Genomic DNA, 25,170 nt, shown 5'->3' on the forward strand with positions numbered 1-25,170 from the left:
TTTTTTGGGCCTGGCGGATGCCCTGACGCGATGCGCTACAGCGTCGCGATCCACGCCGGATCGAGCGACAACGTCGCAGGCAGATCGCTCCCGTTCGCAACGAACGGCAGAACACCCAGGCACGGCGCCGGCATGGCGTCCGTCAGCAGACCGACGTAATCGTCCGCCCGCGCGAAGTCCGGATCGATGCGGTTGCCGATCCACCCGACCAGCCGGCAGCCGTCCGCTTCGATCGCGCGCGCGGTCAGTCGCGCATGACTCAGGCAGCCGAGCTTCAAGCCGACGACCAGTACGACGGTGCCGCCGAGTTGCCGCGCGAGATCCCGGTGTTCGAGTCCTTCGGCCAGCGGCGCGTCCCAGCCACCGGCGCCTTCGACCAGCACCACGTCCGCATGCGATGCCAGGCGTGCGTGCGCCGCATATAGCGCCGCGATGTCGACCGTCACACCCGCCGCGATCGCCGCCAATGTCGGCGCCGTCGGTTCCGGCAACGCGACCGGATTGATGTCGGCGTAGGCCGGCCGGGGATCACTGGCGGCCTGCAAGGCGAGCGCATCTTCGTTGCGCCAGCGCCCGTCGATCCAGTCGCATCCGCTGGCGATCGGCTTCATGCCGACCGCGCGCAGCCCGTTCGCGCGCAACGCATGCAGCAGGGCCACGCTCGAATAGGTCTTGCCGATGCCGGTGTCCGTACCGGTGACCAGAAAACTGCGCGCGCTCATGCGGATTCCGGCGCCGTGCGCCTCTGCATTCCAGGCTGTGAGGCCTGCGTACCGCGCAAGCGGAATCCGTCCGCATCACGCGGCAACGCGTCCAGTCCGCCAGGCCCCTGCGGGGCCGCTGCTACACTCCGCGGCATGTTCACTTCATCTCCCCTGACCGGCTCCAAGGCCGAACAGTATGCCGCGCTGGCGGCACAGGCACGGGCACTGCTGCACGGCGAACGCGATGCGATCGCCAATGCGGCGAACCTCTCGGCGCTGGTCTATCACGCGCTGCCGGATCTCAACTGGGTCGGCTTCTATCTCTTCGATGGCACCGAACTCGTGGTCGGCCCGTTCCAGGGTCTGCCGGCCTGCGTGCGCATTCCGCTCGACAAGGGCGTCTGCGGCGCCGCGGCGCGCACGCGCACGACGCAGCGCATCGACGACGTGCATGCGTTCCCCGGGCATATCGCTTGCGACAGCGCTTCGCGTTCGGAAATCGTCGTGCCGCTGCACATCGGCGAGCGCCTGATCGGCGTGTTCGACATCGACAGTCCGGTGCCGGCGCGTTTCGACGTTGAAGACCAGACAGGCATCGAGTCCCTCGCCGCCCTCTATCTCGAATCACTGCAATGACCGCACCGACGCCGCTGAAGCTGCGCAACATCGGGCCCAAGTCCGCGGCCTGGCTGCGTCAGGTCGGCCTGCGCACGCGCGAGGATCTGCAAGCGGCCGGCGCGGTGGATGCGTTCGTCAAAGTGCGCCGCGCCGGCTTCAAGCCCAGCCTCAATCTGCTGTATTCGCTGGAAGGCGCGTTGCTCGACTGCCATTGGCAGGACGTGCCCGAAGCGCGTCGCGTGCAACTGGTCGAAGCCGCCGAGGCTGCGACCGCCCTGCTTCCCGATCCGCGCGCGCGCCAGGCCGCCGGACCGGTTACGACGACCGTCAGTGAAACGTTCGAGTCCGAGTCTCCGCTGGACAGCCTGTTCGACCGCCGAGACGACTGACTGCCACACCGGCGCGCCCTGTCCGCGCCCGCGGCCCCGCGCTCACGTACAATCCGCGCCAGCTTCATGGTGACCCGCCGGCGTACTGCCGTCCGGGTTGAAACGGGAAGCCGGTGACGCGCGTATGCGCCAGCCCGGCACTGCCCCCGCAACGGTAAGCGTGTTCAAGGCATCGCATCCGCCACTGTGCTCCGCACGGGAAGGCGCGACGCCCGGGAGTCCTCCCACGCGCGAGTCCGGAGACCGGCCACGAAGTCTTCTTCGATTGCGATGCGGCGGGCATTGCGGCGGCGTTCCGGGCGGCTTTTCGCGCGCCCGGACGGCGGCCGTGTCCGTCCTCGCAATCTCCAGACCACATCCGCGTGCGTGGGCGCACGCGACAAGGAGACTGCAATGCCGTTCCGTACCCTGACCGTGGCGATCGTCGCCGCGCTCGCTTCGCCATTCGCCGCTGCCGCGACCGCCGCCGACGCGCGCGATCTCGACACCGTGCTCGTCACCGCCAACCGCAGCGAGAGCACGCTCGGCGACACCATCGTGCCGGCCCAGGTCATCGACCGCGCCGAGATCGAACGCACCCAGGCGCGCGACCTGCCCGAACTGCTGCGCGGCCGCGCCGGCATCCAGATCGGCAACTCCGGCGGTCCCGGCAAGCTGACCTCGATCTTCATGCGCGGCAGCGAATCCGACCACGTGTTGGTGCTGGTCGACGGCGTGCGCATCGGCTCGGCGACCGCGGGTCTCGCCGCGTTCCAGGACATTCCGGTCGACCAGATCGAGCGCGTCGAAATCGTCCGCGGTCCGCGCTCCAGCCTGTACGGCTCGGAAGCCATCGGCGGCGTTATCCAGATCTTCACCCGCCGCAACACCGGCGCGATCCGCCCGCACGCACGCATCGGCGTCGGCAGCCACAACCTGCGCGAAGCCAGCGCCGGCATCGGTGGCCGCGCGGGCCGTGGCTGGTTCGGCGTCGACGCGGCGTTCCAGCGCACCGACGGCATCGACAGCTGCCGCGGTTCGGGCACGCTGTTCCAGGGCTGCTTCGTCGACGAGCCCGACCGTGACGGCTACCGCAACCGTTCGCTCAACCTGCGTGGCGGCGTGGAACTTGCGGAAGGCCTGACGTTCGAAGCCAACGCCCTGCGCGCCGAAGCGTTCAACGAGTACGACGGCAGCGTGTTCGGCGGCAACGAGGCCGACAACGTCCAGCAGGTCGCCGGTGGCAAGCTCACCTACGCACCCTCTGACGTCGTCACGCTGACCGCGCAGGCCGGCCGCAACGACGACGAGTCCACGACCTACTTCCGCGACATCGATGCGGGTACGCGCGTCGATGTCGGCCAGATCGACACCCGTCGCGACACCGCATCGGTGCAGGCCGATTTCGGTCTGGCGCCGACCCAGCGCTTCTCGCTCGGCTTCGATTGGATGTCCGACAACGTCGAGAGCGACACCGACTATGCGTTGACCTCGCGCAACAACTTCGCCGTGTTCTCCGATTACACGGCGCGTTTCGGCGCGCACCGCGTGCAGGCCGGCGTGCGTCACGACGACAACGAGCAGTTCGGCGGCCACACCACGGGCAGCCTCGGCTGGGGCCTCGATCTCGCACACGGCCTGCGCCTTAACGCCAGCGCCGCGACCAGCTTCAAGGCGCCGACGTTCAACGATCTCTACTTCCCGTTCGGCAGCGGCAATCCGGATCTTGAGCCGGAGCGCGCGAAGACCGCCAACCTCGGCCTCGCGCAGTACGGCGACACCTGGAACTGGTCGATCAACGCGTTCGAAAGCCGCGTCGACGATCTGATCTTCCTCGACAGCAATTTCGTCCCGCAGAACATCCAGGAAGCGCGCATCCGCGGCGCCGAGCTGACGTTCGCGACCACACTCGCCGGCTTCGACCTGTCGACCGAACTGAGCCACGTCGATCCGCGCGACCGCAGCGATAACGCCAACAACGGCAACCTGCTCGCCCGTCGTGCGCGCAACAGCGGCCGTCTCGACATCGACCGCAGCTTCGGCGATTTCCGCATCGGCACCACGCTGCGCGCCAGCAGCAGCCGCTACGACAACGCGGCCAACACGGTGCGCGTCGCCGGACACGGCACGCTGGACCTGCGCGCCGCGTGGGCGTTCAACCCGGACTGGACGCTGGAAGCCCGCGCGACCAACGTGCTCGACAAGAACTACGAGACCGTGAACTGGTACTACCAGCCCGGTCGCGAGTACGGCCTGGCGCTGCGCTGGTCGCCGGTCACGCGCTGATCCATTCGCGGCGCACGCCGCACTTCGCGTCAATCCACACGGCCGTCGCATGACGGCCGTGTGCGTTTCAGGGGGCAGGTTTTACGGCGAATTTATGCCGCAGGGCTGCCGGGCGCATGGAGACTTTATGCGCGTGGGGCGGACCATGCGCGGCATCGGCGGAACGGTTCCGCCACGGATGCTTCCATGCACGTCACCCTGTGCCGCCGACGCCGCGCTCGCGTCGCCGCAACGCTCTCCCTGCTGCTGCCGATGACGGCCGCCCAAGCTGTCGAGACCAGCGGCAGCGCCGCGTTGACCTCCGACTACGTCTGGCGCGGCACGTCGCAGAGCAATGAAGACCCCGCCGTCCAGGCTGGCTTCAAGTTCGCAGGCGCTTCGGGCCTCTATGGCCAGATCTGGGGCTCGAGCGTCGAGTTCGCGCCGGACACACGCGCTTCCAGCGAGTTTGATCTCATCGCCGGCTGGTCGGGCGACCTGTCGGACGCGCTGGCACTCGACGTCAACCTGACGCGCTACGTCTATCCATCGACGACCGTCGATCTCGATTGGACGGAGGCCAACGCGACGGTGACCTGGCAGGAACGCGTCTGGCTGCAGGTCGGCCACTCGCGCGACGCGCTGGCCAGCGACACCGCCGGCACCTATTCCCAGCTCGGTGCGCGCTGGCCGCTGACGGACACGTTCCGCGTCGAAGCCGCCGCCGGCCGCTACTGGCTCGCACGCGACAGCGGCTACGACGACTACGCCCACGCGCAGCTCGGTGCGGTGTGGATGTTCGCCGCGCCGCTCGAGCTGCGGTTGACCGTCCACGACACCGACTCGACGGCCGTGCGCGTGTTTCCTGGGCTCGCCGGATCACGCATCGAAGCCGCGCTGCAGGCTTCGTTCTGAGCGCCGCGGCGCTTCTGCCTTCTCACTGACGGATCTCCGCCATGATCGAATTCATTACCGTGCTCGGACTCGCGCTCGCGCTCGGCTGGCCGCTGGGCCGCTATCTCGCCGCGGTGATGCGCGGCGGTCCCCTGCCAGGCGACCGGGCGTTCGGCCTGATCGAACGGCCGATCTATCGCGTCCTCGGTGTCGACCCGGCGCGCGGCATGGACTGGAAACACTACGCGCTGGCGTTTCTCGCCAGCAACGCCGTGCTGGGCGCGCTGGTGTGGGCGTTGCTGATGACCCAGGCCTGGCTGCCGCTCAACCCCAATGCAGCGCCCAACATGTCCTGGGACCTGGCCCTGCACACCACGGTGTCGTTCCTGACCAACACCAACCAGCAGCATTACTCGGGCCAGGCACAGCTGTCGTATCTCGCGCACATGGCGGGCATCGTGGGCCTGCAGGTGGTCACGCCGATGATGGGCCTGGCACTCGTCGCGGCGACGCTGCGCGCGTTCTTCGGGGGCCGCGACCGCGACGAGGCCGGCGTCGCACGCGGCGGCGTTGCGGACGTGGGCAACTACTGGGCCGACGTTGTGCGTCCCGCGGTACGCGTGCTGCTGCCGCTGGCCGTGCTGTGGAGCGTGCTGCTGACAGGTCAGGGCGTGCCAGCGACGCTGTCGGGCGGGCCGGAGGCGACGCCGGTCGATGCGAGCGCCGGCATGGAGACGCAGAAGATTCCGCTCGGCCCGGTCGCGGCGATGGTCGCGGTCAAACAGCTCGGCACCAATGGTGGCGGCTGGTACGGCCCCAACAGCAGCGTCCCGCTGGAAAATCCGACGCCGTTCTCCAACTGGCTGGAGACGCTGGCGCTGATCCTGCTGCCGATCGCTGTCGCCTGCATGATCGGGCCGTTCACCGGGCGTCGGCGACTGACGCCGCTGGTGCTCGGCACGATGCTGGCGATGTCGATGGCCTCTACCGGGCTCGCGATGTGGTCGGAATCCGCGTCGCCCACATCCACCGATGTCGCGCTGATGGAGGGCAAGGAAGTCCGCAACGGTGCCGCGCCTTCGGCGCTGTGGGCTGCGCTGACCACGCAGACCTCGAACGGCTCGGTCAACGCGATGCACGACTCGCTGGCGCCCCTGACCGGTCTCGTCACCCTGTCCAACATGCTGATCAACGCGATCTGGGGCGGCATTGGCTGCGGCTTGCAGCAGTTCCTGGTCTATCTGCTGCTGGCGGTGTTCGTCGCAGGGCTGATGACCGGACGCACGCCCGAATTGTTCGGTCGCAAGATCGAGGCGCCCGAGGTGCGTCTGCTCGCCGCGCTGGTGCTGCTGCAGCCGGTGGTGCTGCTCGGACTCACCGCGCTGACCCTCGCGGTGCCGGCGTGGACCGGCAACAGCAATCCTGGCTTCCACGGCATCAGCCAGGTGTTCTACGAATACGTATCGGCGTTCGCCAACAACGGCTCCGGTTTCGAGGGCCTGGGCGACGCGACCTTGTGGTGGAACCTGTCGACGAGCGCCGTGCTCGCGCTGGGCCGCTACCCGGCCTTGCTGGTACCGCTGGCGATCGCTGCGATGCTCGGCGCCAAGCGCGCCGCACCGGAAAGTGCCGGCACCCTGCGAATCGAGACGCCGACGTTCGCGCTGACGCTCGTTGCCATCGTCGTGATCCTCACCCTCCTCCAGTTCATGCCTGTCCTGGTGCTCGGCCCTGTGGCCGACCACCTCGCACTGGCCGCCAATGCCGGATGATTCCGATGCCTCCTGTCGCTGACACCGCCGCGCCGACGCGCGGCACCAATCCCCGCCTGTTCGACGGGGCCATCCTGCGCGCCGCCGGTCGCGACGCGTTCCGCAAGCTGTCGCCGCGGCACGCGCTGCGCAACCCGGTGATGGCCGTGGTCTGGCTGGGCACCGTGCTCACCGCCTTGCTGACCATGCTCGGCCACGCCGCGCCGGCGCTGGGCGGCAGTGTCTCCGTGGTGCTGGCATTGACGGTGCTGTTCGCGAACTTCGCCGAAGCCATGGCCGAAGCACGTGGTCGCGGCCAGGCGGCGTCGCTGCGGCGTGCCCGCCAGGACCTCGTCGCACGCCGGCTGGCGGGAGACGCCGAAGGTGCCGCCGAAACCCGGGTGCCGGCCGCCGAATTGAAGCCGGGCGATCTGGTCGCCGTGTCGGCAGGCGAACTGATCCCCGCCGACGGCGAGATCGTCCGCGGCCTTGCCACGATCAACGAAGCCGCGGTCACCGGCGAATCCGCGCCGGTACTGCGTGAGGCCGGCACCGACCGGTCCGGCGTGATCGGCGGCACCAAGGTGCTGTCGGATGCCATCGTCATACGGGTGACGGTCGAGCCGGGCCACAGCTTTCTCGATCGCATGATCGCGCTGGTCGAGGGTGCCAACCGACAGAAGACGCCGAACGAGATCGCGCTCGGCCTGCTGCTGACCACGATGACGCTGACCTTCCTCGTTGTCGTGCTGACGCTGCCGGCGATCGCAGGCTTCGTGGGCGTGCGCCTCGACCCGGTGCTGTTGATCGCGTTGCTGGTCTGCCTGATTCCGACGACGATCGGCGCCCTGCTGCCGGCCATCGGCATTGCCGGCATGAACCGTGCGCTGTCGGCGAACGTGCTGGCGAAGTCCGGCAAGGCGGTCGAACTGGCCGGCGACGTCGACGTGCTGCTGCTCGACAAGACCGGCACCATCACTTACGGCGATCGGCAGGCGACCGCGTTCCATGCGCTGGCCGGCATCGATCCCGACGCGCTGCGCGAGGCCGCGCTGCTGTCGTCGCTGGCCGACCCGACCCCGGAGGGCAAGTCGATCGTCGCGCTCGCGCGGCGACCCGGCGAGGCGATCGAGGCGCCATCGGACGCGCGCTTCATCGCGTTCACCGCGCAGACGCGCATGTCCGGTGTCGATCTCGGTGAAGCCAACCGCCCGCGGCAGATCCGCAAGGGCGCGCTCGACGCGATTGCCGCGCACGTCCAGGCGCTCGGCGGGCAGCCGTCGCACGAACTGCGCGCGCGGGTCGAACAGGTCGCGCGCGGCGGCGCCACGCCGCTGGTCGTCGCCGACGGCGCGCACGTGCTCGGCGTTGTGGAACTGTCGGACGTGGTCAAGACCGGCATCCGCGAGAAGTTCGCGCAGCTGCGGGCGATGGGCATCCGCACGGTGATGATCACCGGCGACAACCCGCTCACCGCCGCGGCGATCGCCGCCGAGGCCGGCGTCGACGATTACATCGCCGAGGCGCGGCCCGAGGACAAGCTCGCGCGCATCCGCAGCGAACAGGCCGCCGGGCGGCTGGTGGCGATGGTCGGCGACGGCACCAACGACGCGCCCGCGCTCGCGCAGGCCGATGTCGGCCTGGCAATGAACTCCGGCACCCAGGCCGCCAAGGAAGCCGGCAACATGGTCGACCTCGATTCCGACCCGGCCAAGCTGCTGCGCGTCGTCGAGGTCGGCAAGCAGCAGCTGATCACCCGCGGCGCATTGACCACGTTCTCGCTGGCGAACGACGTGTCGAAATACTTCGCGATCCTGCCGGCGCTGTTCGCCGCGGCGATTCCGCAAATGGCGACGCTGGATGTCATGCGCCTGTCGAGCCCGGCCAACGCCGTGCTGGCCGCGCTGATTTTCAACGCGCTGGTGATCCCGATGCTGATTCCGTTGGCATTGCGCGGCGTGCGTTTCCGCGCCGGCAGCGCGACGGCCCTGTTGCGCCGGAACATGCTGGTCTTCGGTCTTGGCGGCGTGCTGCTGCCGTTTGCCGCGATCAAGCTCATCGATCTCGCGCTCGCCGCCATCTTCGGTTCCTGAGGAGCCCGTCATGTCCGCCCCGTCTTCTCCGCTCTCCCCGTCGCATCCGCGCGGCCTGCTCCGCGCATCCTGTGGTCTGGCCGCGGTCACACTGATCGGCTTCGGCTTCGCCTATTCGCTCGCCGCGACCACGCTCGGCGGCGCACTGTTCCCCACGCAGGCGCGCGGCAGTCTGGTCGAACGCGACGGGCGCATCGTCGGCTCGGCGCTGGTGGCCCAGCCATTCGCTGATGCCCGCTATTTCATGCCGCGGCCGTCGGCCGCCGGGTACGACCCAATGGCGCTGGCCGGCAGCAACCAGGCGCGCAGCAATCCCGAGCTGCGCGCGACAATCGCAGCCGAGATCGATGCGGTCGCGGTACGCGAAGGCATCGCCGCAGGCCAGGTGCCCGGCGATCTCGCCACTCGCTCGGGCAGCGGCATCGATCCGCACATCAGCCCCGACGCCGCGCGCGTACAGATCGCGCGCGTGGCGCGTGCACGCGGCGTTGCGGTTGCGGACGTCGAGCGGCTGGTCGCGGTGCACACCATCGCACCGCAGTTCGGTCTGCTCGGCGCGGCGCGCGTCGACGTGCTGGCGCTCAACCTCGCACTGGATGCACGAGCGGACGGACGCGGCGCAGAATAAGTCCATGATCGACAACCGCGACGCCCGGGCCGATGCCCTGCTGGCCGACACCCGCCGTCGCGAAGCGGGCGGACGACTGACCGTCTTTCTAGGCGCGGCGCCCGGTGTCGGCAAGACTTACGCGATGCTGTCGCGCGCGCGCGAGCTGCGCGCCTCGGGCATCGACGTCGTGGTCGGCCTTTTGGAAACCCACGGACGCGCGGACACCGCGGCGCTGCTCGACGGGCTCGAACAACTGCCGCGGCGCCAGATCACCTACCAGGGCCGCACGCTGGACGATCTGGATGTCGACGCCGTGCTCGCGCGTCGCCCGGCGCTGGTGCTGGTCGATGAACTCGCCCACCGCAACGTACCCGGCAGCCGCCACGAACGCCGCTGGCAGGACGTCGTCGACCTGCTCGATGCCGGCATCGACGTCTGCACCACGGTCAACATCCAGCACCTGGAAAGCCTCAACGATGTCGTCCACCGCATCACCGGCGTGCGCGTCACCGAGACCGTGCCGGACGCGCTGTTCGACCGGCTGCGCGACATCCGGCTGGTCGACCTGCCGCCGGCGGAACTGATCGAACGGCTCAAGGCCGGCAAGGTCTACCTGCCCGACCAGGCGACGCGTGCGCTGCAGGCGTTCTTCTCTCCGTCGAATCTTGCCGCGCTGCGCGAACTGGCGATGCAGACCGCGGCAGACCGCGTCGATGCCGATCTGCGGGGCAGCCAGGCGGCACTTGGATTGCCGGGCTTTGCGCTGCGACGCACGGTGCTGGTTGCGATCGATGGCCTCGGTACCTCCGAGTATCTGGTGCGCGCCGGGCGGCGGATCGCCGAGCGGCGCGATGCGCCGTGGCGCGTGGTCACCGTCGATGCCGGCGGTCGCAGCGACGCGGCGCGTCAGCTCGAACTCGACCAGGCGTTCGCGCTCGCGCGTAGCCTTGGCGCCGAGACCGACGTACTGCACGGCAGCCGCATCGCCGATGCGCTGCTCGAACACGCCGAGCGCATCGGTGCGTCGACGATCGTCGTCGGTCGCACTCGCGAGCGGCCGTTCGCGCGCATGGTCAACCGCACGCTGACACAGCGGCTGCTGCAGCAAGGCGCACGCCATGAACTGGTGATCATCGGCACGCCGGACGCGCGGGCGAAGGCGCGTCGACGCCGACGCATCGGCGAGGCGGCATTCGGCGCGCGCGACATCGGCCTGCCGGTGATCGCCACCGCGCTGGCGATTGGCTTCGGCTGGCTGGCGCAGCGCGTCGCCGGCCTGGACGATCTGTCGATGGTGTTCATCGTCGCCGTCGTCGTCGTCGCCGCGCAGGCGCGCATGGCCGCGGCGATGACCACCACGTTGCTGTGCTTCGTCAGCTACAACTTCTTCTTCATCGAGCCGCGCTTCACGTTCCAGATCAGTGCGCATCGCGGCGTGGTCACGGTCGTGCTGTTCCTGGCCGCGGCGCTGGTCGCCGGGCGGCTCGCTGCGCGATTGCGCGAACAGGTGCTGGCATTGCGCGCCGCCAACACCCATGCGAACGGCCTGCAGGCGCTGGGCCGGCAGCTCGCGGGCGCGGCCGATCTCGGCGAAGTGGTGGCTGCCGGACGCAACGCGCTCGCGCGCGCGCTCGATGCGGAGGCATGGCTGCGCATCGGCAACGCCGATGCGACGGACCCGTGGCCAGACGGCCTCGACCCGGCGGCGGTCGACTGGACACTGCGCCACGGACAGCCGGCCGGCCGCTTCACCGATACGCTGTCGGCGTCACGCTGGTGGCTGCTGCCGCTGCACGCGGGAAGCGAGACACTTGGCGTCGCGGCGCTGCGCTTCCCGGAGTCGCGCACGCGCCTCGGCCTCGAGCAGCACCGGCTGGCCCAGGCGATGGCCGACGACATCGCCCAGGCCGCGCTGCGCACGCGACTGGTTGCCGATCTCGAAGGCGCGCGTGTCTCGAACGAAACCGAACGCCTGCGCTCGGCGCTGCTGTCCTCGGTCTCGCATGATCTGCGCTCGCCGCTGGCTTCGATGATCGGCTCGGCCAGCAGCCTGGTCGGCTACAGCGACACGATGGACGCGACGGATCGCCGGGCCCTGCTCGACACCATCGTGCTCGAGGGCGAACGGCTCGACCGCTACATCCAGAACCTGCTCGACATGACCCGTCTCGGTCACGAGGGTCTGGCGCTCAACCGCGACTGGATCGGCGTCGACGAACTCGTCGGTGCGGCCGTCGGCCGCCTGCGTCGCTATCAACCCGCGATCGTGGTGAAGAGCGACGTGCCCGCGAGCCTGGCACCGCTGTGGGTGCATCCGGCGCTGGTCGAACAGGCGCTGTTCAACGTGCTGGAGAACGCGGCGAAGTTCTCGCCGCCCGGCGCACCGGTGCGGATCGAGGCGCGTCGTATTGCATCGCCCGAACCGGGCGATGCACGCGACTGGCTTCGCATCGATGTCGTCGACGCCGGGCCCGGAATCCCCGAGGACGAGCGCAGCCGGATCTTCGACATGTTCTACAGCGTCGAACGCGGCGATCGCGGCCGCAAGGGAACCGGTCTGGGACTGACAATCTGCCAGGGCATGATCGGCGCACACGGCGGCGCGGTGTCGGCGCTGCGCGGCCCCGGCGGCACGGGTACGCTGATCCGTATCGAGCTGCCGATGCAGCACCCGACCGGACCGGAGCGCGACGACACCGATGACTGAGTCGACACCCGCCAGCGCCGCGCGCATTCTCGTCGTCGACGACGAGCCACAGATCCGGCGCTTCCTCGACATCAGCCTGCGTGCGCAGGGCTGGCGCGTCGCGTTGGCCGAGACCGGCGCGCAGGCGCTGGATGCACTCGCGCGCGATGGCGCCGACCTCGTGGTGCTGGACATCGGCCTGCCCGACATGGATGGCCACGCGGTATTGCGCGCGATTCGCGACTGGTCGCAGGTGCCCGTGGTGATGCTCTCGGTGCGCAGCGACGAAGGCGGCAAAGTCGCCGCCCTCGATGCCGGCGCGAACGACTACGTGACCAAACCCTTCGGCACGCAGGAACTGATGGCCCGCGTGCGCGCCCTACTGCGGCTGCAGGCGCAGGCACCGGGCGCATCTCCCGTGTTCGATGACGGCCATCTGCGCATCGATCTCGCCCGTCGCGAGGCGAGTCTCGATGGCGTCGCGCTCGCGCTGTCGCGCAAGGAATTCGCCCTGCTTTCACTTCTGTTGCGCAACGCGGGCCGCGTGATCACGCAGCCTCAGCTGCTGCGCGAGATCTGGGGCCCGACGCACGCCGACGACGCACATTACGTGCGCATCCTGGTCGGCAAACTGCGCCAGAAACTCGGCGACGACGCTGCACAGCCCCGCTACATCGCCACCGAACCCGGCGTCGGCCTGCGCTTCATCGAAGCCGAACGCCCACCATGAAAAAGCCCCGCTCATGCGGGGCTTTCCAGTGGCGCACAGACATCGTGCAAGTCGCGGCGAAAACAGCCGCGTGCTGCACAGGCCTTTGCCCGCGCGGGCCTGACGACTAGCTCGCGAGCATCGCGCGCAGCAACGCCGGAATGCCCGACGATGCCGCGGCGACATTGTCGAGCACGTCCTCGAACGTGATCACCTCGTCGACCTGCGGGCCTGCACCCGCCGCCCAGTTGGCGACGATCGCCAGGCACGCGTAATCGAGCCCCAGTTCGCGCGCCAGACCCGCCTCCGGCATCCCGGTCATCCCAACCAGATCGCAACCGTCACGGCGCATGCGTGCGATCTCGGCGCGCGTCTCCAGCCGCGGACCCTGCGTCGCGCCGTAGCAACCGCCATCGACCAATGCGACACCGGCGGCACCCGCCGCATCGAGCACGCGCCTGCGCAGCGTCGGGGTGTAGGGATCGCCGAAGTCGACGTGCAGCACATCGGTGCCCTCCTCCTCGCAATACGTCGACACCCGGCCCCAGGTGTAGTCGATCAACTGGTCCGGACATGCCAGCACCCGCGGCCCGAAGCATTCGGTGATGCCGCCCACGGTATTGAGCGCCAGCACCCGCGTCGCGCCCAGCGCCTGCAGCGCCGAGAGGTTGGCCCGGTAGTTCACCCGGTGCGGCGGCACCGAATGCCCCTCGCCATGCCGCGCCAGAAACGCGACGCGCTTGCCGTCGAGCGTGCCCACCCGCACCGGTCCCGACAGCGCGCCATAGCGCGTCACCGGCTGATGCGGCTCCACGTCTTGCAGGTCGGCCAGCTGATAAAGGCCGGTGCCGCCGATGACGGCGAGATCGATGTCGAGGTGCATAGGGAGTTCTCGCGATGGGGACGGGAGCGGGTCGCTATTGTCCGATGACGCGCCTTGAAACGGCAGCCGGACGCGCAGGTGGGCCGATTGGGGCGACACGCTTCTGAAGCCGCCTGCACCGCGCCGCAACATTCGACCGGAAACCCGCCGATGCGCCCACAGCGTCACGGCAGGCAATACCGGGAACGGAATCACTCCGCGAGCGCGTAGATCCCGGGCAGATTCCGGCCCTGCTCATGGAAATCCATGCCGTAGCCGAACACATACCGGTCCGGCACTTCGACGCCGACGTAATCGGCCTCGACGCCGTCCACGCCGCGGTCGTGGACCTTGACTGCGAGCACGGCGACACGGACGTCGGCCGCGCCCTGGTCTTCGACCCACTGGCGCACGGCCTTGAGGGTGTGGCCTTCGTCGAGGATGTCGTCGACCAGCAGCACGCGGCGTCCCTGCAGCGGCGTTGCCGGGCGATGCAACCAGGCGAGACCCGAGCCGGTGGTGTTACCGCGATAGCGGGTGGCGTGCAGATAGTCGAACTCGAGGTCGACTTCGTTCTCGCCGATCGCGAACGCGAGCTGCGTCGCGAACGGCATGCCGCCGTGCATGATCGTGATGTACACCGGCGGCACATCGTCATCGCCGTATTCGTCGGCGATTTCCTCGGCCATCGTTTCGATGACGTCTTCGAGCGCGTCGCGGTCGAACAGCAAGTCGGCAGTGTCGATCACGTCGTCGAGGCGTGGAACGTTCATGCGATGTCTCCGGTGCGGGGGTTGGACACGTCACCGGCAAGCGCACCATCCCAGCCGAGCGGACCGCGTCCGATCAGGCCGGTCAGCGCCATGGTGTTGAGCGTGCGGCCTTCGACGGCAGTCAGCGATTCGGCGACCAGTTCGGGATGGCAGACAAGCACGACGTCACAGCCGGCGTCGAGGTGCGCGTCGACGCGCGACTTGATGCCACCGGCGGAGAACGCGGCGGCCATGCCGATGTCGTCAGAGAACACCACGCCGCGGAAGCCCATCTGCTCGCGCAGGATCGTGTTGATCCAGAGCGGCGAATAGCCTGCCGGCTCCGGCGCGACCTGCGGGTAGACCACGTGCGCCAGCATCACCGCGTCGGCGCCGGCATCGATGCCGGCCACGAACGGCACCAGATCATGCGCACGGATCGATTCGAGACTGCGGTTGTCGACGGCGTCGTCGAAATGCGTGTCCTCGCGCACCGAGCCGTGCCCCGGGAAATGTTTGAGCGTCGCGGCCATGCCGGCCTCGTGCATGCCTTCGACATAGGCACGCGTGAGCGCGGCGACGACATTTGGATCCTCAGAAAAGGAGCGATCCCCGATCGCGAGATTGCCGTGGCCCACATCCACCACCGGCGCAAAGCTCAGATCGACGCCGCTGGCGCGCACCTCCTGCGCCATCAAACGCGCATGCGCACGCGACGCGGCCATCGCAGCGTCAGGATCGGCAAGATACTGCGCACCGAAACCGGCGAGCGACGGCAGTTCGGAATAGCCGTCCTGGAAGCGCTGCACACGGCCGCCTTCCTGGTCCACGCAGACCAGCTGCGGACGCGGCGCGGCGGCGCGGATCGCGGCCGACAGCTCGGCGATCTGCGCGCGCGAGGCGAAGTTGCGCTTGAATAGGATCACGCCGGCGCAGGCATCGTGCTGCAGCCAGTCGCGTTCCTGCGCGGTGAGTTCGGTGCCGGCGACGCCGATCACGAGCATTGCGGACCTCTCCATCGAACACGCCCCATGGCGCGGACGGGCATTGTCGCAGATGCGGACGCGCGTGCCGTCAGGCGGCGCAGCGTGTTCAGTCGCAGCCTACCGATCACATGCAGGCGCGGAGGCGCCAGCCGGCGCAGCCTTCGGCATGCCTTCCGTAACGCCCAATCAAGCGCCCGAAGCCACATCCGGCCCGATATCGATGCCCACGGCGCTTATGCAGCGACCGGTGCAGACGCATTCCCTATTCGCGTTCGGCAGCATCCCAGCGCGAGAACGGCCGCGCGGCGAGCGCGAGGTTGAAGTAGCGCTGGTGCGTGGTGACCTCGGCGCCGAGCCAGTCCGGGCGATCGAAGGGTTCGTCGGCATCGTCGAGTTCGATTTCCGCCACGATCAGACCGGCGTTGTCGCCGAGAAACTCGTCGACTTCCCACAGATGCGCGCCATGACGCACGAGGTGCCGGCGCTTCTCGACAAGACCGCCGACGCAGAGCTTCAGCAGCGCGTGCGCATTCTCGAGCGGTAACGGCAGTTCGAACTCCTGCCGCGTGGTGCCTGCTTCGCGCGACTTGATGTTGAGGAACGCGACATCGCCCTCGATGCGCACCCGCACCGAGGCGTTCTGCGCACCGCTGGCGATCGACGCGGCATCGTTGAGATAGCCCTGCGCCATCGGCACGACCGCGTGCGCAACGGCGCGCCACGCGTCGGATGCGACCAGAAACTTGCGTTCGATCTCGATGCCCATAGGGTCCTCAGCGCTTCTCGAACAGCGCGATGGATTCGACGTGTGCGGTCTGCGGGAACATGTCCATGACCCCGGCATCGGCCAGCGTCCAGCCGCGCTCGTTGACCAGATAGCCCGCATCCCGCGCCAGCGACGCCGGATGGCAACTGACGTAGACGATGCGCTTGAAGCGTTCGAGTGGCAGCTGACGCAGCACGTCGATCGCGCCAGAGCGCGGCGGATCGAGCAGCAATTTGTCGAAACCCTGACGCATCCAGGATGCGCTGCGCTGATCCTGGGTCAGATCGGCGGCATGGAACTGCGCGTTCGCCAGTTCATTGTGCGCAGCGTTTTCCTTTGCCCGCGCCACCAGCCCGGCCTCGCCTTCCACGCCGACCACCTCGCGCACGCGGCGTGCCAGCGGCAGCGTGAAATTGCCGAGTCCGCAGAACAGATCGAGCACGCGGTCCTCGGGCTGCACGTCGAGCAGTTCGAGCGTGCGCGCGATCATCGTGCGGTTGAGTCCGGCGTTGACCTGGATGAAATCCAGCGGCCGGAACCTCAGTTCGATGTCCCAGTCCTCGAGCCGGAACGACAGCGCCGGCGATTCGGGCCACAGCGCATGCACGCTGTCGTTGCCGCCGGGCTGCAGGAAGACTGCCATCCGGTGCTGCTGGCCGAACGCGAGCAGCGCGGCCACATCGGATTCGATCAGCGGCTGCAGGTGGCGGAACACCAGCGCGATACCGTCGAACTCGGGACGCGGATCACCGGCGATGAATTCGATCTGCGGGATCGTGCTGCGCGCGTCCATGCCGTCGATGAGTTGCGCCAGCGCCGGAATGATCGCAGCGATCGGTTCGATCACCGTATGGCATTCCTGCAGCTCGGCGACGAAGCGCGGGTCGCGCTCGCGGAAGCCCACCAGCGTCTTGTCCTTCTTGTCCACCCGCTTCACCGAGAACCGCCCCTTGCGGCGGTACCCCCAGGCGCGATCGACCATCGGCGCCATCCAGCGCTTCGGGGTGACGTGGCCGATGCGCTCGAAGTTCTCGCGCAGCACGCGGTCCTTGGCGAGGATCTGCTGTTCGGCATCGAGATGCTGCAGCACGCAACCACCACAGGTGCCGAAATGCGGGCAGCGCGGCGTGATGCGATGTTCAGAGGCGCGCAGGACGTCGAGCGTCACCGCCTCGTCGAAACTGCGCGAACGCGCGAAACGCTGGGCGACGACCTGCTCACCCGGCAGCGCGCCGGTGACGAACAGCGCCTTGCCATCGGGCAGTCGCGCGACGCCGCGGCCGTCGTGGGTGAGGTTGAGGACATCGACCTCGAAGGGAGTTTGATCGAGACGTTTACGGGCCACGTGGCGAAGGCTGCGGGCAAAAGGGCCGCGTATTGTCGCAGAAGCGGTCAGCGAGGCACGCGACCGGTGCTGCCTTGCGGACGATCAGCGCAGCATTCGGTTTGTCATCCCGGCGGCTCTCGACAGACGAACGTGTGATCCAGCCGGCCGAGTGACCGGTCGTCCGTCTGCACGGAGAATCCGAAGATCAAGCCGGGCCACAGACTGCGCCCGGGTGACGATCCATGAGCACCTGCGGTCTCTGCAGTGTCCGTGCGTCCGCGCGCGATGCACGCGGCGAAGACGCTTACTTCTGCGTCCAGCTCCCGCCCTGCTGATACCACCAGCCGGCACGGGCACTCGAAATCCACTGGCGCGCGAACACGTCGCGAATCTGAGATTCCCACTCGGGGTGCCCGTTGGCGACAGCGATTTCGCGGTACACGGCCTGGCGGTCGCGGTTGTCGTCGGCCACGGCCGAATTCACGGCGACACGGTCCTTGATCGGCAACTGCGAGGCATCGCGCACGACGACCGTTCCGTTTCCACTGAAGCCCAGCGCGCCGGAATCGAAATGCGGACGCAACGTGCCGTTGAAGCGCTGCTCCATCCGCGTCTGGATCGCCTGGATCGCGGGCGTCCGGATGCTGATGTCGGGTGTCTGCGCCTGCGCGCTGCCGATGCCGAGCAGCATCCAGGGATCGAATCGCGGCGCGGCCTGCGCCATGCCGCCACCGGGAACGCTCGCGGGCGGCGTCTCGCTGGCCGGCGCCTGGTCGCCGATCACGTTCTCCACGAACTCGCGCGCCGCTTCCTTCGCTTCGGCAGCGGGAAAATAGACATTGATCGTCACGCAGGCGGTCAACGCCAGTGCGGCCACGGCCGGCAAACCCATCCAACGTGCCATCTACGTTCTCCTGTCAAAGATTTGGGGCGTCGATCATTCGATGACCGGCGCGATGTCGCCAGCTGCAGCATCCGCGAGACGCTTCACCAGCAGCGGCCAGTCGACGTCGCGATTGAAACCCACGACGTCCAGACGCGGCAGGCCTGCACCTTCGACGATAGTAAAGGTGTTGCCCTCTGAACGCAGGCCGCCCATCCGGCAGACCGCGTTGCGCAAGCGACACGATATCCCGATACCGCGATACCCGAAGTCGTCAAACAGGGCGATCGCCCTGCCCTGCAAGGTGGTCACGAACGAGGCGTCGCCGACGCTGGAGATGTCCTGCACTGCGCGCTGGCTGATGCGCTGGCGCACGCCAGGGGCGGCCTCGGTATGCAGTTCCGCATCGAACGCGGTCGCGTTCCAGTCCACAAGACGTAACCCGTCGATGCGTCCGTGCAGACGCCCATCGATGCTGCCGAAGCCGAACACGCCGGTCAGCGCATGCAGGTCGAGCGCCGACAGCGCGAGATCGCCGGTCACCGTCGGGAGCACGCCGAACGGCCGCTCGATCGCCAGCGAGGACACGTCGACGCGGCCGTCGAACAAGGTCATCGACAGGCCGCCGTCGAAATCGATGCGGTTGTCGGCGTAGCGCACGGTCGGGATGCTTCCGGCGAGCGTGCCTTCGAACGCGGGCCAGTCGAGCGACTTCGCCAGCACGCCGATGTCCAGCGCATCCAGCCGCAGTCCGGTCTGCATGCGCAGTCCCGCCCCACCCGCAGGCGGTTGCAGTTGCAGCGATTCGAACCCGATCTCGCCGCCCAGGAACGAGAACGCGACCGGCTCGCGCAGGCGCAACATGCCGGCGCCGCTCTCCAGGCTCCAGGCCGCCGCATCGAAGGGCATGCCATAGAGGGCGCCGCCTCGCCAGGCGAAGGCGCTGCGCACAGGCGCTGCAGCCGAGTAGCGGACGGTGCCGTCGAGCCGGTCGAGGCGGAAGCGCCCGCCGGCATCATCGATATCGAGCCGGCGCAACGCGATGTCGGCGCTGCGCAGCGTCCCGTCATCCAGTGCCAGTCCGGCGCGGAAACCACCCGAGAGCGACAGTCCCGGCACACCGGCCAGACCCAGCCATCCGGACAGATAGCGCTGCGGAAGCGCCGAAGCCTCGTCGCTGTCCAGCGTGAGCGCGAGCGCATCGATGTCGAAATCAGCCGTCAGGCGCGCGCTGCCGTCGATGCGCAAGGTGTCGCCGTCGCGCCACTGCAGCCGCGGCAGCGTCCACGCGCCATCGCCGATGCGCGACATGTCGACGCCAAAGCCGATCGGCGTCTTCGGCAACGACACATAGGCATTACCGAACAGCAGTTCGCCGCCGCGCAGGGTGCCGCCGACGCGTGCGTCCAACGCATCGTCGGGCAACGTCAGACGCACCTCGAGATCACCCTCGACATCGCCCGCGGCAATGCTGCCGTCTTCGGTTTCCACGGCCAGTCCGGCGATCGCGAGATCCGCATCCACACGCATCGCACGACCGGTGGGCGTCGCGATCCGGACCTCGCCGTCCAACGTCCCCCCGGTCAGCCGTGCCGAGCTCCAGCCCGCGCGGACCAGTGCTTCCACCCAGGCCGCGGGGACGCGCCGCAGATCGATTCGGGTGGCATCAGGCGAGGCCGCGTTGCGCAACAGGCCGACGCGCGCGCCGCCACCGGACAGCGTTGCGGTCGTGGTCGCCGCGTCCAGCACCAACGACAGTTGCACCGGCGCGCCCGGCCCGCTGCGCAAGGGGCCGTCGCAGTGCCACCGAGTGTCGTCGCGGACCGTTTCGCGGCGCAGGGGGCAGCGCCAATCGACATTCCTGAAACGCCAGCCCAGCGCATTGGCGTCGAGAGCGCCCGCCTGCAGACGCAGCTGCCCTTCCGGGGCCTCGGCCGGCCAGTCCAGCGTCAGGCGTACATCCTGCAAGGTGGCGCCGGCGGCTTCGACCTTCGAGATCCGGGCCTGCATCGACTGCGCCTGCACCGCAATCGGCACGCAGGCGAGAAACAGGGGTAGGATCGTCAGAACGGGGCGCGGCATGGCCGCAGGATACCCGTGACATCGAGGACGCGATGAATCGATTGCTGCTGGTCGAGGACGACCCCACAAGCCGCAGTTTTCTGCAAGCCGCAAGTGCTGCACTTCCCGCCGAAGTCGACATTGCCGACTCGGTCGAAGCCGCCTACGCGCTGGCCACAGCGAACGCCTACGACGCCTGGCTGATCGATGCCAACCTGCCCGACGGCACCGGCGGCGCCCTGCTCGCCCGCCTGCGCGCGGCCGGGCGGACCACCCCTGCGATCGCCCACACCGCTGCGCGGGAGCGTCGCGAACTCGACGCCCTGCGCGCCGAGGGCTTCGTGATCGCGGTCAGCAAGCCGGTGGCTGCCGAGGCATGGCTGGGCGCGATCCGTCGCGTGCTGGCGCGGCGCGGCGGTGTGCGTCCCACGCCGCTGCTGACGCCATTGCCCGACGCGCGCCGTCACGGTGCGGCGTTACTGTGGAATGGCGAAACCGCGTTGGCCGCAGTCGGCGGCGACGGCCGCAATGTGCGCGGCCTGCGCGAGCTGTTCGTCAGCGAACTCGACGGCACCCGTGCGCGCATCGTCGCTGCCGCCACTGCAGGCGACGACACCGCGGTCCGCGGCGATCTGCACCGCCTGCGCGCAGGCTGTGGCTTCGTCGGCGCCGAGCGGCTCGGACTGGCGGCGCGTGTGCTGCATGTCGATCCGACATCAGAGCGCGCGTTGCAGACGTTTCTCGAGGCGCTCGATGCCACGCGCACGAGTGCGAATGCACTGACGAACGCCTGAGCCTCAGCGCCGCGACAGATTCGCAGCGAGCTCCCAGGACTTCAGTCCGCGCGGGCCCAGGTGATGCGACAACACCGCACGCAAGGCCCGTCGCAGACTGGCCATGTCGGCGGCTTCGGGCGCGGTGTCGGCCGCCAGTGCCAGCAGCGCGTGCCCGGTTGCCGCGGCGCTGCGATCTGCCGCCTGGCCATCGCGTTGCAGGCGACGCGGACCATGCTCGGGATCGAGTCGATAGCGCGCCGCCGGCTCGATCTCCTCGCCGTCGCCGTCAGTGTCGTAGGCGAATCCCAGGCCGATCGCGTCGAGCAGGTCCCGCTCGAACCGGCGCAGGGTCCACGCGAGTCCGTCGAGCGCCAGCCGCTGTCGGACGTTCGCGAACGCTTCGAAAAGTTCGGGTGCCGGGTCCTGTCGCGGCGCGAGCCGGAGCACCAGCTCGCTGATGTAGAAGCCGGCGAGCATGGCGTCGCCGCTAAGCCGGGGCGCGGCATCGAGCGCTTCGGCCGAATGCAGCTGGGCAAGTTCGCCGCGCAGGACGGCGGTCAGTCGGATGTGCTGCAACGGCTGCAACGCGGCGCGCAGCACATGCTTCTTCGGCCCCTGCACGCCACGCGCGACCAGGCCGAGACGGCCATGATCGAGGCTCAGGACTTCGACCAACAGGCTGGTCTCACGCCACGGCCGTGCATGCAGCACGAATGCGGGCTGATCCTCGATGCGCACGGCCGGCCCGCGGCTGCGTCAGCCGGCGCCGATACGGGCGAAGAACGCCTCGCCGGTCAGGTGCTCAGCGGGGCCGTGGAGCGCGTACCAGTCCGGCTTGGCGTCAATGAAGATTTCGGATTCGAAGTCCGCACCTGGAATCGCATCGAACAGACCGGCCGCCACAAAGTGCTGGCCATCGCCGGTGCTGCGGAAGAACAGGCTGCTGCCGCAGGCGCTGCAGAACGCGCGCTCGGCCCAGTCCGAGGATGCAAACCGGCGCACCAACGTGTCGCCGGCTTCGATGCACAGATCCGCGCCAGCCAGCAACACCATCGCTGGACCGCCGGTCCAGCGACGGCAGGCGGCGCAGTGGCAGGCATGCACACTCTTCGCATCGCCCGACACGCTCAGCGTCACGCCGCCGCACAGGCAATGCCCGTGCAGACGGTCAGCATTCGGGGAAGTCTCACGCATGCGCAGTTCCTTATTCGCCGTAGCCGAGCGCTTTGAGCGCGGCTTCGTCATCGGACCAGCCTTCGCGCACGCGCACCCAGGTCTCCAGGAACACTTTGGCATCGAACAGGCGCTCCATGCCCATTCGCGCCTTGGTGCTGATGTCCTTGAGCCGGGTCCCGGCCTTGCCGATGACGATCGCCTTCTGGCCTTCGCGCTCGACCCAGATCACCGCGCCGATGCGCAGCATCCTGCCGTCCAGCGCAAAGCTTTCGATCTCGACCGTGGTCGCATACGGCAGTTCGTTGCCGAGCTGGCGCATCAACTGTTCGCGCACAAGTTCACCGGCCAGGAATCGCTGGCTCTTGTCGGTGATCTCGTCCTCGCCGAACAGCGCGTCCTGCGCCGGTATCAGCGGAAACACGGTCGACTTCAGCTGTTCCAGTCCCTTGCGCTTGAGCGCGGACAAGGGCACGACGCCAGCGAAATCGCGGCCCTCGGTGACCTTCTGCAGATACGGCAGGAGCGCCGTCTTGTCCTTGATCCGGTCGACCTGGTTGACCACCAGCACTACCGGCACACCCGCCTCGTGCAGCGCATCGAACGCCAGGCTGTCCTCGTCGTCCCAGCGGCCGGCGACGACGACGAGCAGCGCCGCATCGACGCCCTCCAGTGCGCCGCGCGCCGCGCGATTCATGATGCGGTTCATCGCGCGCTTCTGCTCGTGATGGATGCCGGGTGTGTCGACCAGCAGCAACTGGCCTTCCGGAAATGTCGCGATGCCGAGCAGACGATGGCGCGTGGTCTGCGGTCGGTTGGAGACGATGCTCACCTTGGCGCCGACGAGGGCGTTGACCAGGGTGGATTTGCCGACGTTCGGTCGGCCGATGACGGCGACGTAGCCGGCATGGTGGGGCGTGGTGTGGGGTTCGGTCATGCCGGCATTCTACGGAAATGCCGATGGCGCGACGCGGAAACAGCGTCGGGCGTCTCGCGGGCGGTCAGCCCGGACCTTCGAGCAGGCCCATCACCGCTTCGGCGGCCTGCTGCTCGGCCGCCCGGCGCGAGCTACCTTGGCCCTCGGCGGCGACACCGGCATCATTGAGCGCGCAGCGTACGAGGAAGGTCTTGGCATGTTCCTCGCCGCTTTCCGACAGCAGTTCATAGACCGGCAGCGCCTTCTGGCGCCCCTGCAGCCATTCCTGCAGGCGGGTCTTGGCGTCCTTGGCGACGCGGCCGCTGGCCAGCGCGACCATGGTCTTCTCGAACAGCGGCAGCACCACATCGCGGCAGGTGTCGAGGCCCGCGTCGAGATAAATCGCCGCGATCACGGCTTCAAGCGCATCGGACAGGATGGAGTCGCGGCGATGCCCACCCGACTTGAGCTCACCCGGCCCCAGCACCAGCCGCGCGCCGAGATCGAGTTCGCGCGCGGCTGCGGCCAGCGAGGACTCGCGGACCAGTTCCGCGCGCGCCCGGGTCAGCGTGCCTTCGTCGGCCGTCGGCCAGCGGGCATACAACGACTCGGCGACCAGTGCGCCGAGCACGGCGTCGCCGAGGAATTCCAGGCGTTCGTTGTGCGGGGCGCCGGCGCTGCGATGCGTCAGCGCCTGGGTCAGCAGGTCGGGATCACGGAAGACGTGCCCGGCGAACCGACCCTGCTGCCGGTCAAACTCCGTCGCCACCGCGGGTCAGCATCTGCGTCGCGTGGAACTTGCCCACGACGTCGAGGTTGAACACCAGCGGACGGCGCACTTCGTATTGCACATCCATCTGCCAGCCGTTGTCGGCGCGGCGGATCTTCACGTTTTCGGGCTTTACATTCTCCGAATAGCTGATGTACAGCCGGCGGAAGAACAGGTCCTGGATACGTGCAGGATCGGACGCTGCGGTGCCCGGCTCGCTGGCCAGCCCCTTGAGCGCGGTCTTGACGCTGTAGTACTCCGAATACATCGGAAACAGCTTCATGCCGACATAGGCGAAGAAGCCGACGACTGCCAGGACGATGATGAATCCCAGCAGGGTGATGCCGCGTTGCGTGCGTTTCATGGACGTCCCCTAGAGCCGATGCCGTTGGTCACTTGATGCTTTGACCGATCCTTCCCCAATCGACCCAGCCCGGCGCGGCGCTATCGACGTTCATCCAGATCAGGAACGCCTTGCCGCGCAGCTGGGTCTCGGGAAGCGTACCCCAGAAGCGGCCGTCATCGCTGCGGTCGCGGTTGTCACCCATGACGAAATAATGGCCCTGCGGCACGTGGAACGTGCCCTCGCCCAGGTGGAACGGCGCCGCCTGGTCGATGTGCAGGATCTGGTGGCTGCGGTCCGGCATCTGTTCGGTCATGAGCGAGGCGCCGGTCATCTCCGCGCCACGGCCCACGCCCTCGTAGGTGCCTACGCGCTGGTATTCGAACGGCGTGCCGTTGACGAAGACCGTGTTGTCACGGAACTCGACCGTGTCGCCCGGCAGGCCGATCACGCGCTTGATCCAGTCCTGGTCGGGATGCTGCGGCGGGCGGAACACCACCACGTCACCCCGCACCGGCTCACCGATGTCGATGATCTTCTTGTTGGTGATCGGCAGACGGATGCCGTAGGCGAACTTGTTGACCAGGATGAAGTCGCCGATCAGCAGCGTCGGCATCATCGAACTGGACGGAATGCGGAACGGCTCGGAGACGAAGCTGCGCAGGATCAACACGACGAACAGCACCGGGAAGAACGCCTTCGCGTAATCGACGACGATCGGTTCCTTTTCCTCGATCAGTCCGGCGCGGCGCGCGCGCGCCTTGGCCAGCACCAGCTTGTCGAGCAGCCAGATGACGCCGGTGAGCAACGTCAGCACGACCAGAGCGGTCTCAAACCATTTCATGCAGCATCCTCGGA

General features: G+C 68.4%; 23 protein-coding genes, 1 pseudogene and 1 riboswitch. Of the genes and pseudogenes, 10 read left to right on the plus strand and 14 right to left on the minus strand.

Going from position 1 to position 25,170, the window contains the following annotated elements:
• Positions 1-35 precede the first annotated feature (35 nt).
• Complete coding sequence (gene bioD / locus ACZ9YD_RS07895; protein WP_465074575.1) at positions 36-722, minus strand: dethiobiotin synthase; 687 nt, start codon at positions 720-722, stop codon at positions 36-38.
• 135 nt (positions 723-857) lie between these two features.
• Here bioD and ACZ9YD_RS07900 point away from each other — a divergent pair, with 135 nt between their 5' ends.
• The 9 genes and pseudogenes from ACZ9YD_RS07900 (at position 858) to ACZ9YD_RS07940 (ending at position 12,719) form a co-directional block, all read left to right on the plus strand.
• Positions 858-1,340 (plus strand): GAF domain-containing protein, encoded by a 483-nt coding sequence (locus ACZ9YD_RS07900; protein WP_465074576.1) that lies wholly within the window; start codon positions 858-860, stop codon positions 1,338-1,340.
• A pseudogene (locus tag ACZ9YD_RS07905) lies at positions 1,337-1,645 on the plus strand (TfoX/Sxy family protein); the annotation flags it as partial. The gene ACZ9YD_RS07900 and the pseudogene ACZ9YD_RS07905, both read left to right, overlap by 4 nt.
• A gap of 116 nt (positions 1,646-1,761) precedes the next feature.
• Positions 1,762-1,977: riboswitch (cobalamin riboswitch) on the plus strand.
• 127 nt (positions 1,978-2,104) lie between these two features.
• Complete coding sequence (gene btuB, locus ACZ9YD_RS07910) at positions 2,105-3,976, plus strand: TonB-dependent vitamin B12 receptor (protein WP_465074577.1); 1,872 nt, start codon at positions 2,105-2,107, stop codon at positions 3,974-3,976.
• A 186-nt stretch (positions 3,977-4,162) separates the two neighbouring features.
• Positions 4,163-4,870: a TorF family putative porin gene (locus ACZ9YD_RS07915; RefSeq protein WP_465074578.1), complete on the plus strand. Its 708-nt coding sequence runs from the start codon at positions 4,163-4,165 to the stop codon at positions 4,868-4,870.
• A 41-nt stretch (positions 4,871-4,911) separates the two neighbouring features.
• Complete coding sequence (gene kdpA / locus ACZ9YD_RS07920) at positions 4,912-6,621, plus strand: potassium-transporting ATPase subunit KdpA (protein WP_465074580.1); 1,710 nt, start codon at positions 4,912-4,914, stop codon at positions 6,619-6,621.
• A gap of 5 nt (positions 6,622-6,626) precedes the next feature.
• Positions 6,627-8,693 (plus strand): potassium-transporting ATPase subunit KdpB, encoded by a 2,067-nt coding sequence (gene kdpB, locus ACZ9YD_RS07925; RefSeq protein ID WP_465074581.1) that lies wholly within the window; start codon positions 6,627-6,629, stop codon positions 8,691-8,693.
• A gap of 10 nt (positions 8,694-8,703) precedes the next feature.
• Positions 8,704-9,321: a potassium-transporting ATPase subunit KdpC gene (gene kdpC, locus ACZ9YD_RS07930; protein WP_465074582.1), complete on the plus strand. Its 618-nt coding sequence runs from the start codon at positions 8,704-8,706 to the stop codon at positions 9,319-9,321.
• 4 nt (positions 9,322-9,325) lie between these two features.
• The gene (locus tag ACZ9YD_RS07935) at positions 9,326-12,010 is read left to right on the plus strand and encodes an ATP-binding protein (RefSeq protein WP_465074583.1); all 2,685 of its coding nucleotides are present in this window, start codon (positions 9,326-9,328) and stop codon (positions 12,008-12,010) included.
• Positions 12,003-12,719, plus strand: coding sequence for a response regulator (locus tag ACZ9YD_RS07940; RefSeq protein WP_465074584.1), 717 nt, complete (start codon positions 12,003-12,005; stop codon positions 12,717-12,719). Before ACZ9YD_RS07935 ends, ACZ9YD_RS07940 begins: the two co-directional genes overlap by 8 nt.
• 106 nt (positions 12,720-12,825) lie before the next feature.
• Here the strand turns inward: ACZ9YD_RS07940 and ACZ9YD_RS07945 are convergent, their stop codons facing one another.
• The 7 genes from ACZ9YD_RS07945 to ACZ9YD_RS07975 all read right to left on the minus strand — a co-directional run bounded on the left by ACZ9YD_RS07945 (position 12,826) and on the right by ACZ9YD_RS07975 (position 20,356).
• Complete coding sequence (locus ACZ9YD_RS07945; protein ID WP_465074585.1) at positions 12,826-13,581, minus strand: S-methyl-5'-thioinosine phosphorylase; 756 nt, start codon at positions 13,579-13,581, stop codon at positions 12,826-12,828.
• 191 nt (positions 13,582-13,772) lie between these two features.
• The gene (locus tag ACZ9YD_RS07950) at positions 13,773-14,333 is read right to left on the minus strand and encodes a hypoxanthine-guanine phosphoribosyltransferase (protein ID WP_465074587.1); all 561 of its coding nucleotides are present in this window, start codon (positions 14,331-14,333) and stop codon (positions 13,773-13,775) included.
• Positions 14,330-15,316 carry a beta-N-acetylhexosaminidase gene (gene nagZ, locus ACZ9YD_RS07955; RefSeq protein WP_465074588.1) on the minus strand — a complete coding sequence of 329 codons (987 nt, stop codon included), beginning with the start codon at positions 15,314-15,316 and terminating at the stop codon, positions 14,330-14,332. The genes ACZ9YD_RS07950 and nagZ overlap by 4 nt, the downstream gene beginning before the upstream one ends.
• A 244-nt stretch (positions 15,317-15,560) precedes the next feature.
• Complete coding sequence (locus ACZ9YD_RS07960) at positions 15,561-16,064, minus strand: CYTH domain-containing protein (RefSeq protein ID WP_465074589.1); 504 nt, start codon at positions 16,062-16,064, stop codon at positions 15,561-15,563.
• A gap of 7 nt (positions 16,065-16,071) precedes the next feature.
• Positions 16,072-17,409 carry a 23S rRNA (uracil(1939)-C(5))-methyltransferase RlmD gene (gene rlmD / locus ACZ9YD_RS07965; protein WP_465074590.1) on the minus strand — a complete coding sequence of 446 codons (1,338 nt, stop codon included), beginning with the start codon at positions 17,407-17,409 and terminating at the stop codon, positions 16,072-16,074.
• 286 nt (positions 17,410-17,695) lie between these two features.
• Positions 17,696-18,295, minus strand: a complete 600-nt coding sequence (locus ACZ9YD_RS07970; protein WP_465074591.1) for a YdbL family probable chaperone protein — start codon at positions 18,293-18,295, stop codon at positions 17,696-17,698.
• A 33-nt stretch (positions 18,296-18,328) separates the two neighbouring features.
• Positions 18,329-20,356, minus strand: a complete 2,028-nt coding sequence (locus ACZ9YD_RS07975; protein ID WP_465074592.1) for a translocation/assembly module TamB domain-containing protein — start codon at positions 20,354-20,356, stop codon at positions 18,329-18,331.
• A 32-nt stretch (positions 20,357-20,388) separates the two neighbouring features.
• On the opposite strand from ACZ9YD_RS07975, the gene ACZ9YD_RS07980 reads away from it, so the two are divergent.
• Complete coding sequence (locus ACZ9YD_RS07980; protein WP_465074593.1) at positions 20,389-21,129, plus strand: response regulator; 741 nt, start codon at positions 20,389-20,391, stop codon at positions 21,127-21,129.
• A 3-nt stretch (positions 21,130-21,132) separates the two neighbouring features.
• Here ACZ9YD_RS07980 and recO read toward each other — a convergent pair whose 3' ends face one another.
• The 6 genes from recO to lepB form a co-directional block, all read right to left on the minus strand.
• Positions 21,133-21,849, minus strand: a complete 717-nt coding sequence (recO, locus tag ACZ9YD_RS07985; RefSeq protein ID WP_465074594.1) for a DNA repair protein RecO — start codon at positions 21,847-21,849, stop codon at positions 21,133-21,135.
• Between the two features lie 18 nt (positions 21,850-21,867).
• Positions 21,868-22,305, minus strand: coding sequence for a GFA family protein (locus tag ACZ9YD_RS07990; RefSeq protein ID WP_465074595.1), 438 nt, complete (start codon positions 22,303-22,305; stop codon positions 21,868-21,870).
• Between the two features lie 10 nt (positions 22,306-22,315).
• Positions 22,316-23,221: a GTPase Era gene (gene era / locus ACZ9YD_RS07995; RefSeq protein ID WP_465074596.1), complete on the minus strand. Its 906-nt coding sequence runs from the start codon at positions 23,219-23,221 to the stop codon at positions 22,316-22,318.
• Positions 23,222-23,285: 64 nt separating this feature from the next.
• Complete coding sequence (gene rnc / locus ACZ9YD_RS08000) at positions 23,286-23,969, minus strand: ribonuclease III (RefSeq protein ID WP_465074597.1); 684 nt, start codon at positions 23,967-23,969, stop codon at positions 23,286-23,288.
• Entirely contained in the window at positions 23,953-24,333 is a 381-nt protein-coding gene (locus tag ACZ9YD_RS08005) for a DUF4845 domain-containing protein (RefSeq protein WP_465074598.1), read from the minus strand. Before ACZ9YD_RS08005 ends, rnc begins: the two co-directional genes overlap by 17 nt.
• A 28-nt stretch (positions 24,334-24,361) precedes the next feature.
• Positions 24,362-25,156 (minus strand): signal peptidase I, encoded by a 795-nt coding sequence (gene lepB, locus ACZ9YD_RS08010; protein WP_465074599.1) that lies wholly within the window; start codon positions 25,154-25,156, stop codon positions 24,362-24,364.
• Between the last annotated feature and the right edge of the window lie 14 nt (positions 25,157-25,170).

Source organism: Luteimonas sp. AC640a (assembly GCF_979256585.1).

Excerpts from the sequence above, each read along its gene's own strand:
- bioD (WP_465074575.1), bottom strand. The coding sequence starts at position 722 with ATGAGCGCGCGCAGTTTTCTGGTCACCGGTACGGACACCGGCATCGGC.
- ACZ9YD_RS07900 (WP_465074576.1), top strand. The coding sequence starts at position 858 with ATGTTCACTTCATCTCCCCTGACCGGCTCCAAGGCCGAACAGTATGCC.
- btuB (WP_465074577.1), top strand. The coding sequence starts at position 2,105 with ATGCCGTTCCGTACCCTGACCGTGGCGATCGTCGCCGCGCTCGCTTCG.
- ACZ9YD_RS07915 (WP_465074578.1), top strand. The coding sequence starts at position 4,163 with ATGCACGTCACCCTGTGCCGCCGACGCCGCGCTCGCGTCGCCGCAACG.
- kdpA (WP_465074580.1), top strand. The coding sequence starts at position 4,912 with ATGATCGAATTCATTACCGTGCTCGGACTCGCGCTCGCGCTCGGCTGG.
- kdpB (WP_465074581.1), top strand. The coding sequence starts at position 6,627 with ATGCCTCCTGTCGCTGACACCGCCGCGCCGACGCGCGGCACCAATCCC.
- kdpC (WP_465074582.1), top strand. The coding sequence starts at position 8,704 with ATGTCCGCCCCGTCTTCTCCGCTCTCCCCGTCGCATCCGCGCGGCCTG.
- ACZ9YD_RS07935 (WP_465074583.1), top strand. The coding sequence starts at position 9,326 with ATGATCGACAACCGCGACGCCCGGGCCGATGCCCTGCTGGCCGACACC.
- ACZ9YD_RS07940 (WP_465074584.1), top strand. The coding sequence starts at position 12,003 with ATGACTGAGTCGACACCCGCCAGCGCCGCGCGCATTCTCGTCGTCGAC.
- ACZ9YD_RS07945 (WP_465074585.1), bottom strand. The coding sequence starts at position 13,581 with ATGCACCTCGACATCGATCTCGCCGTCATCGGCGGCACCGGCCTTTAT.
- ACZ9YD_RS07950 (WP_465074587.1), bottom strand. The coding sequence starts at position 14,333 with ATGAACGTTCCACGCCTCGACGACGTGATCGACACTGCCGACTTGCTG.
- nagZ (WP_465074588.1), bottom strand. The coding sequence starts at position 15,316 with ATGCTCGTGATCGGCGTCGCCGGCACCGAACTCACCGCGCAGGAACGC.
- ACZ9YD_RS07960 (WP_465074589.1), bottom strand. The coding sequence starts at position 16,064 with ATGGGCATCGAGATCGAACGCAAGTTTCTGGTCGCATCCGACGCGTGG.
- ACZ9YD_RS07970 (WP_465074591.1), bottom strand. The coding sequence starts at position 18,295 with ATGGCACGTTGGATGGGTTTGCCGGCCGTGGCCGCACTGGCGTTGACC.
- ACZ9YD_RS07975 (WP_465074592.1), bottom strand. The coding sequence starts at position 20,356 with ATGCCGCGCCCCGTTCTGACGATCCTACCCCTGTTTCTCGCCTGCGTG.
- ACZ9YD_RS07980 (WP_465074593.1), top strand. The coding sequence starts at position 20,389 with ATGAATCGATTGCTGCTGGTCGAGGACGACCCCACAAGCCGCAGTTTT.
- ACZ9YD_RS07990 (WP_465074595.1), bottom strand. The coding sequence starts at position 22,305 with ATGCGTGAGACTTCCCCGAATGCTGACCGTCTGCACGGGCATTGCCTG.
- era (WP_465074596.1), bottom strand. The coding sequence starts at position 23,221 with ATGACCGAACCCCACACCACGCCCCACCATGCCGGCTACGTCGCCGTC.
- ACZ9YD_RS08005 (WP_465074598.1), bottom strand. The coding sequence starts at position 24,333 with ATGAAACGCACGCAACGCGGCATCACCCTGCTGGGATTCATCATCGTC.
- lepB (WP_465074599.1), bottom strand. The coding sequence starts at position 25,156 with ATGAAATGGTTTGAGACCGCTCTGGTCGTGCTGACGTTGCTCACCGGC.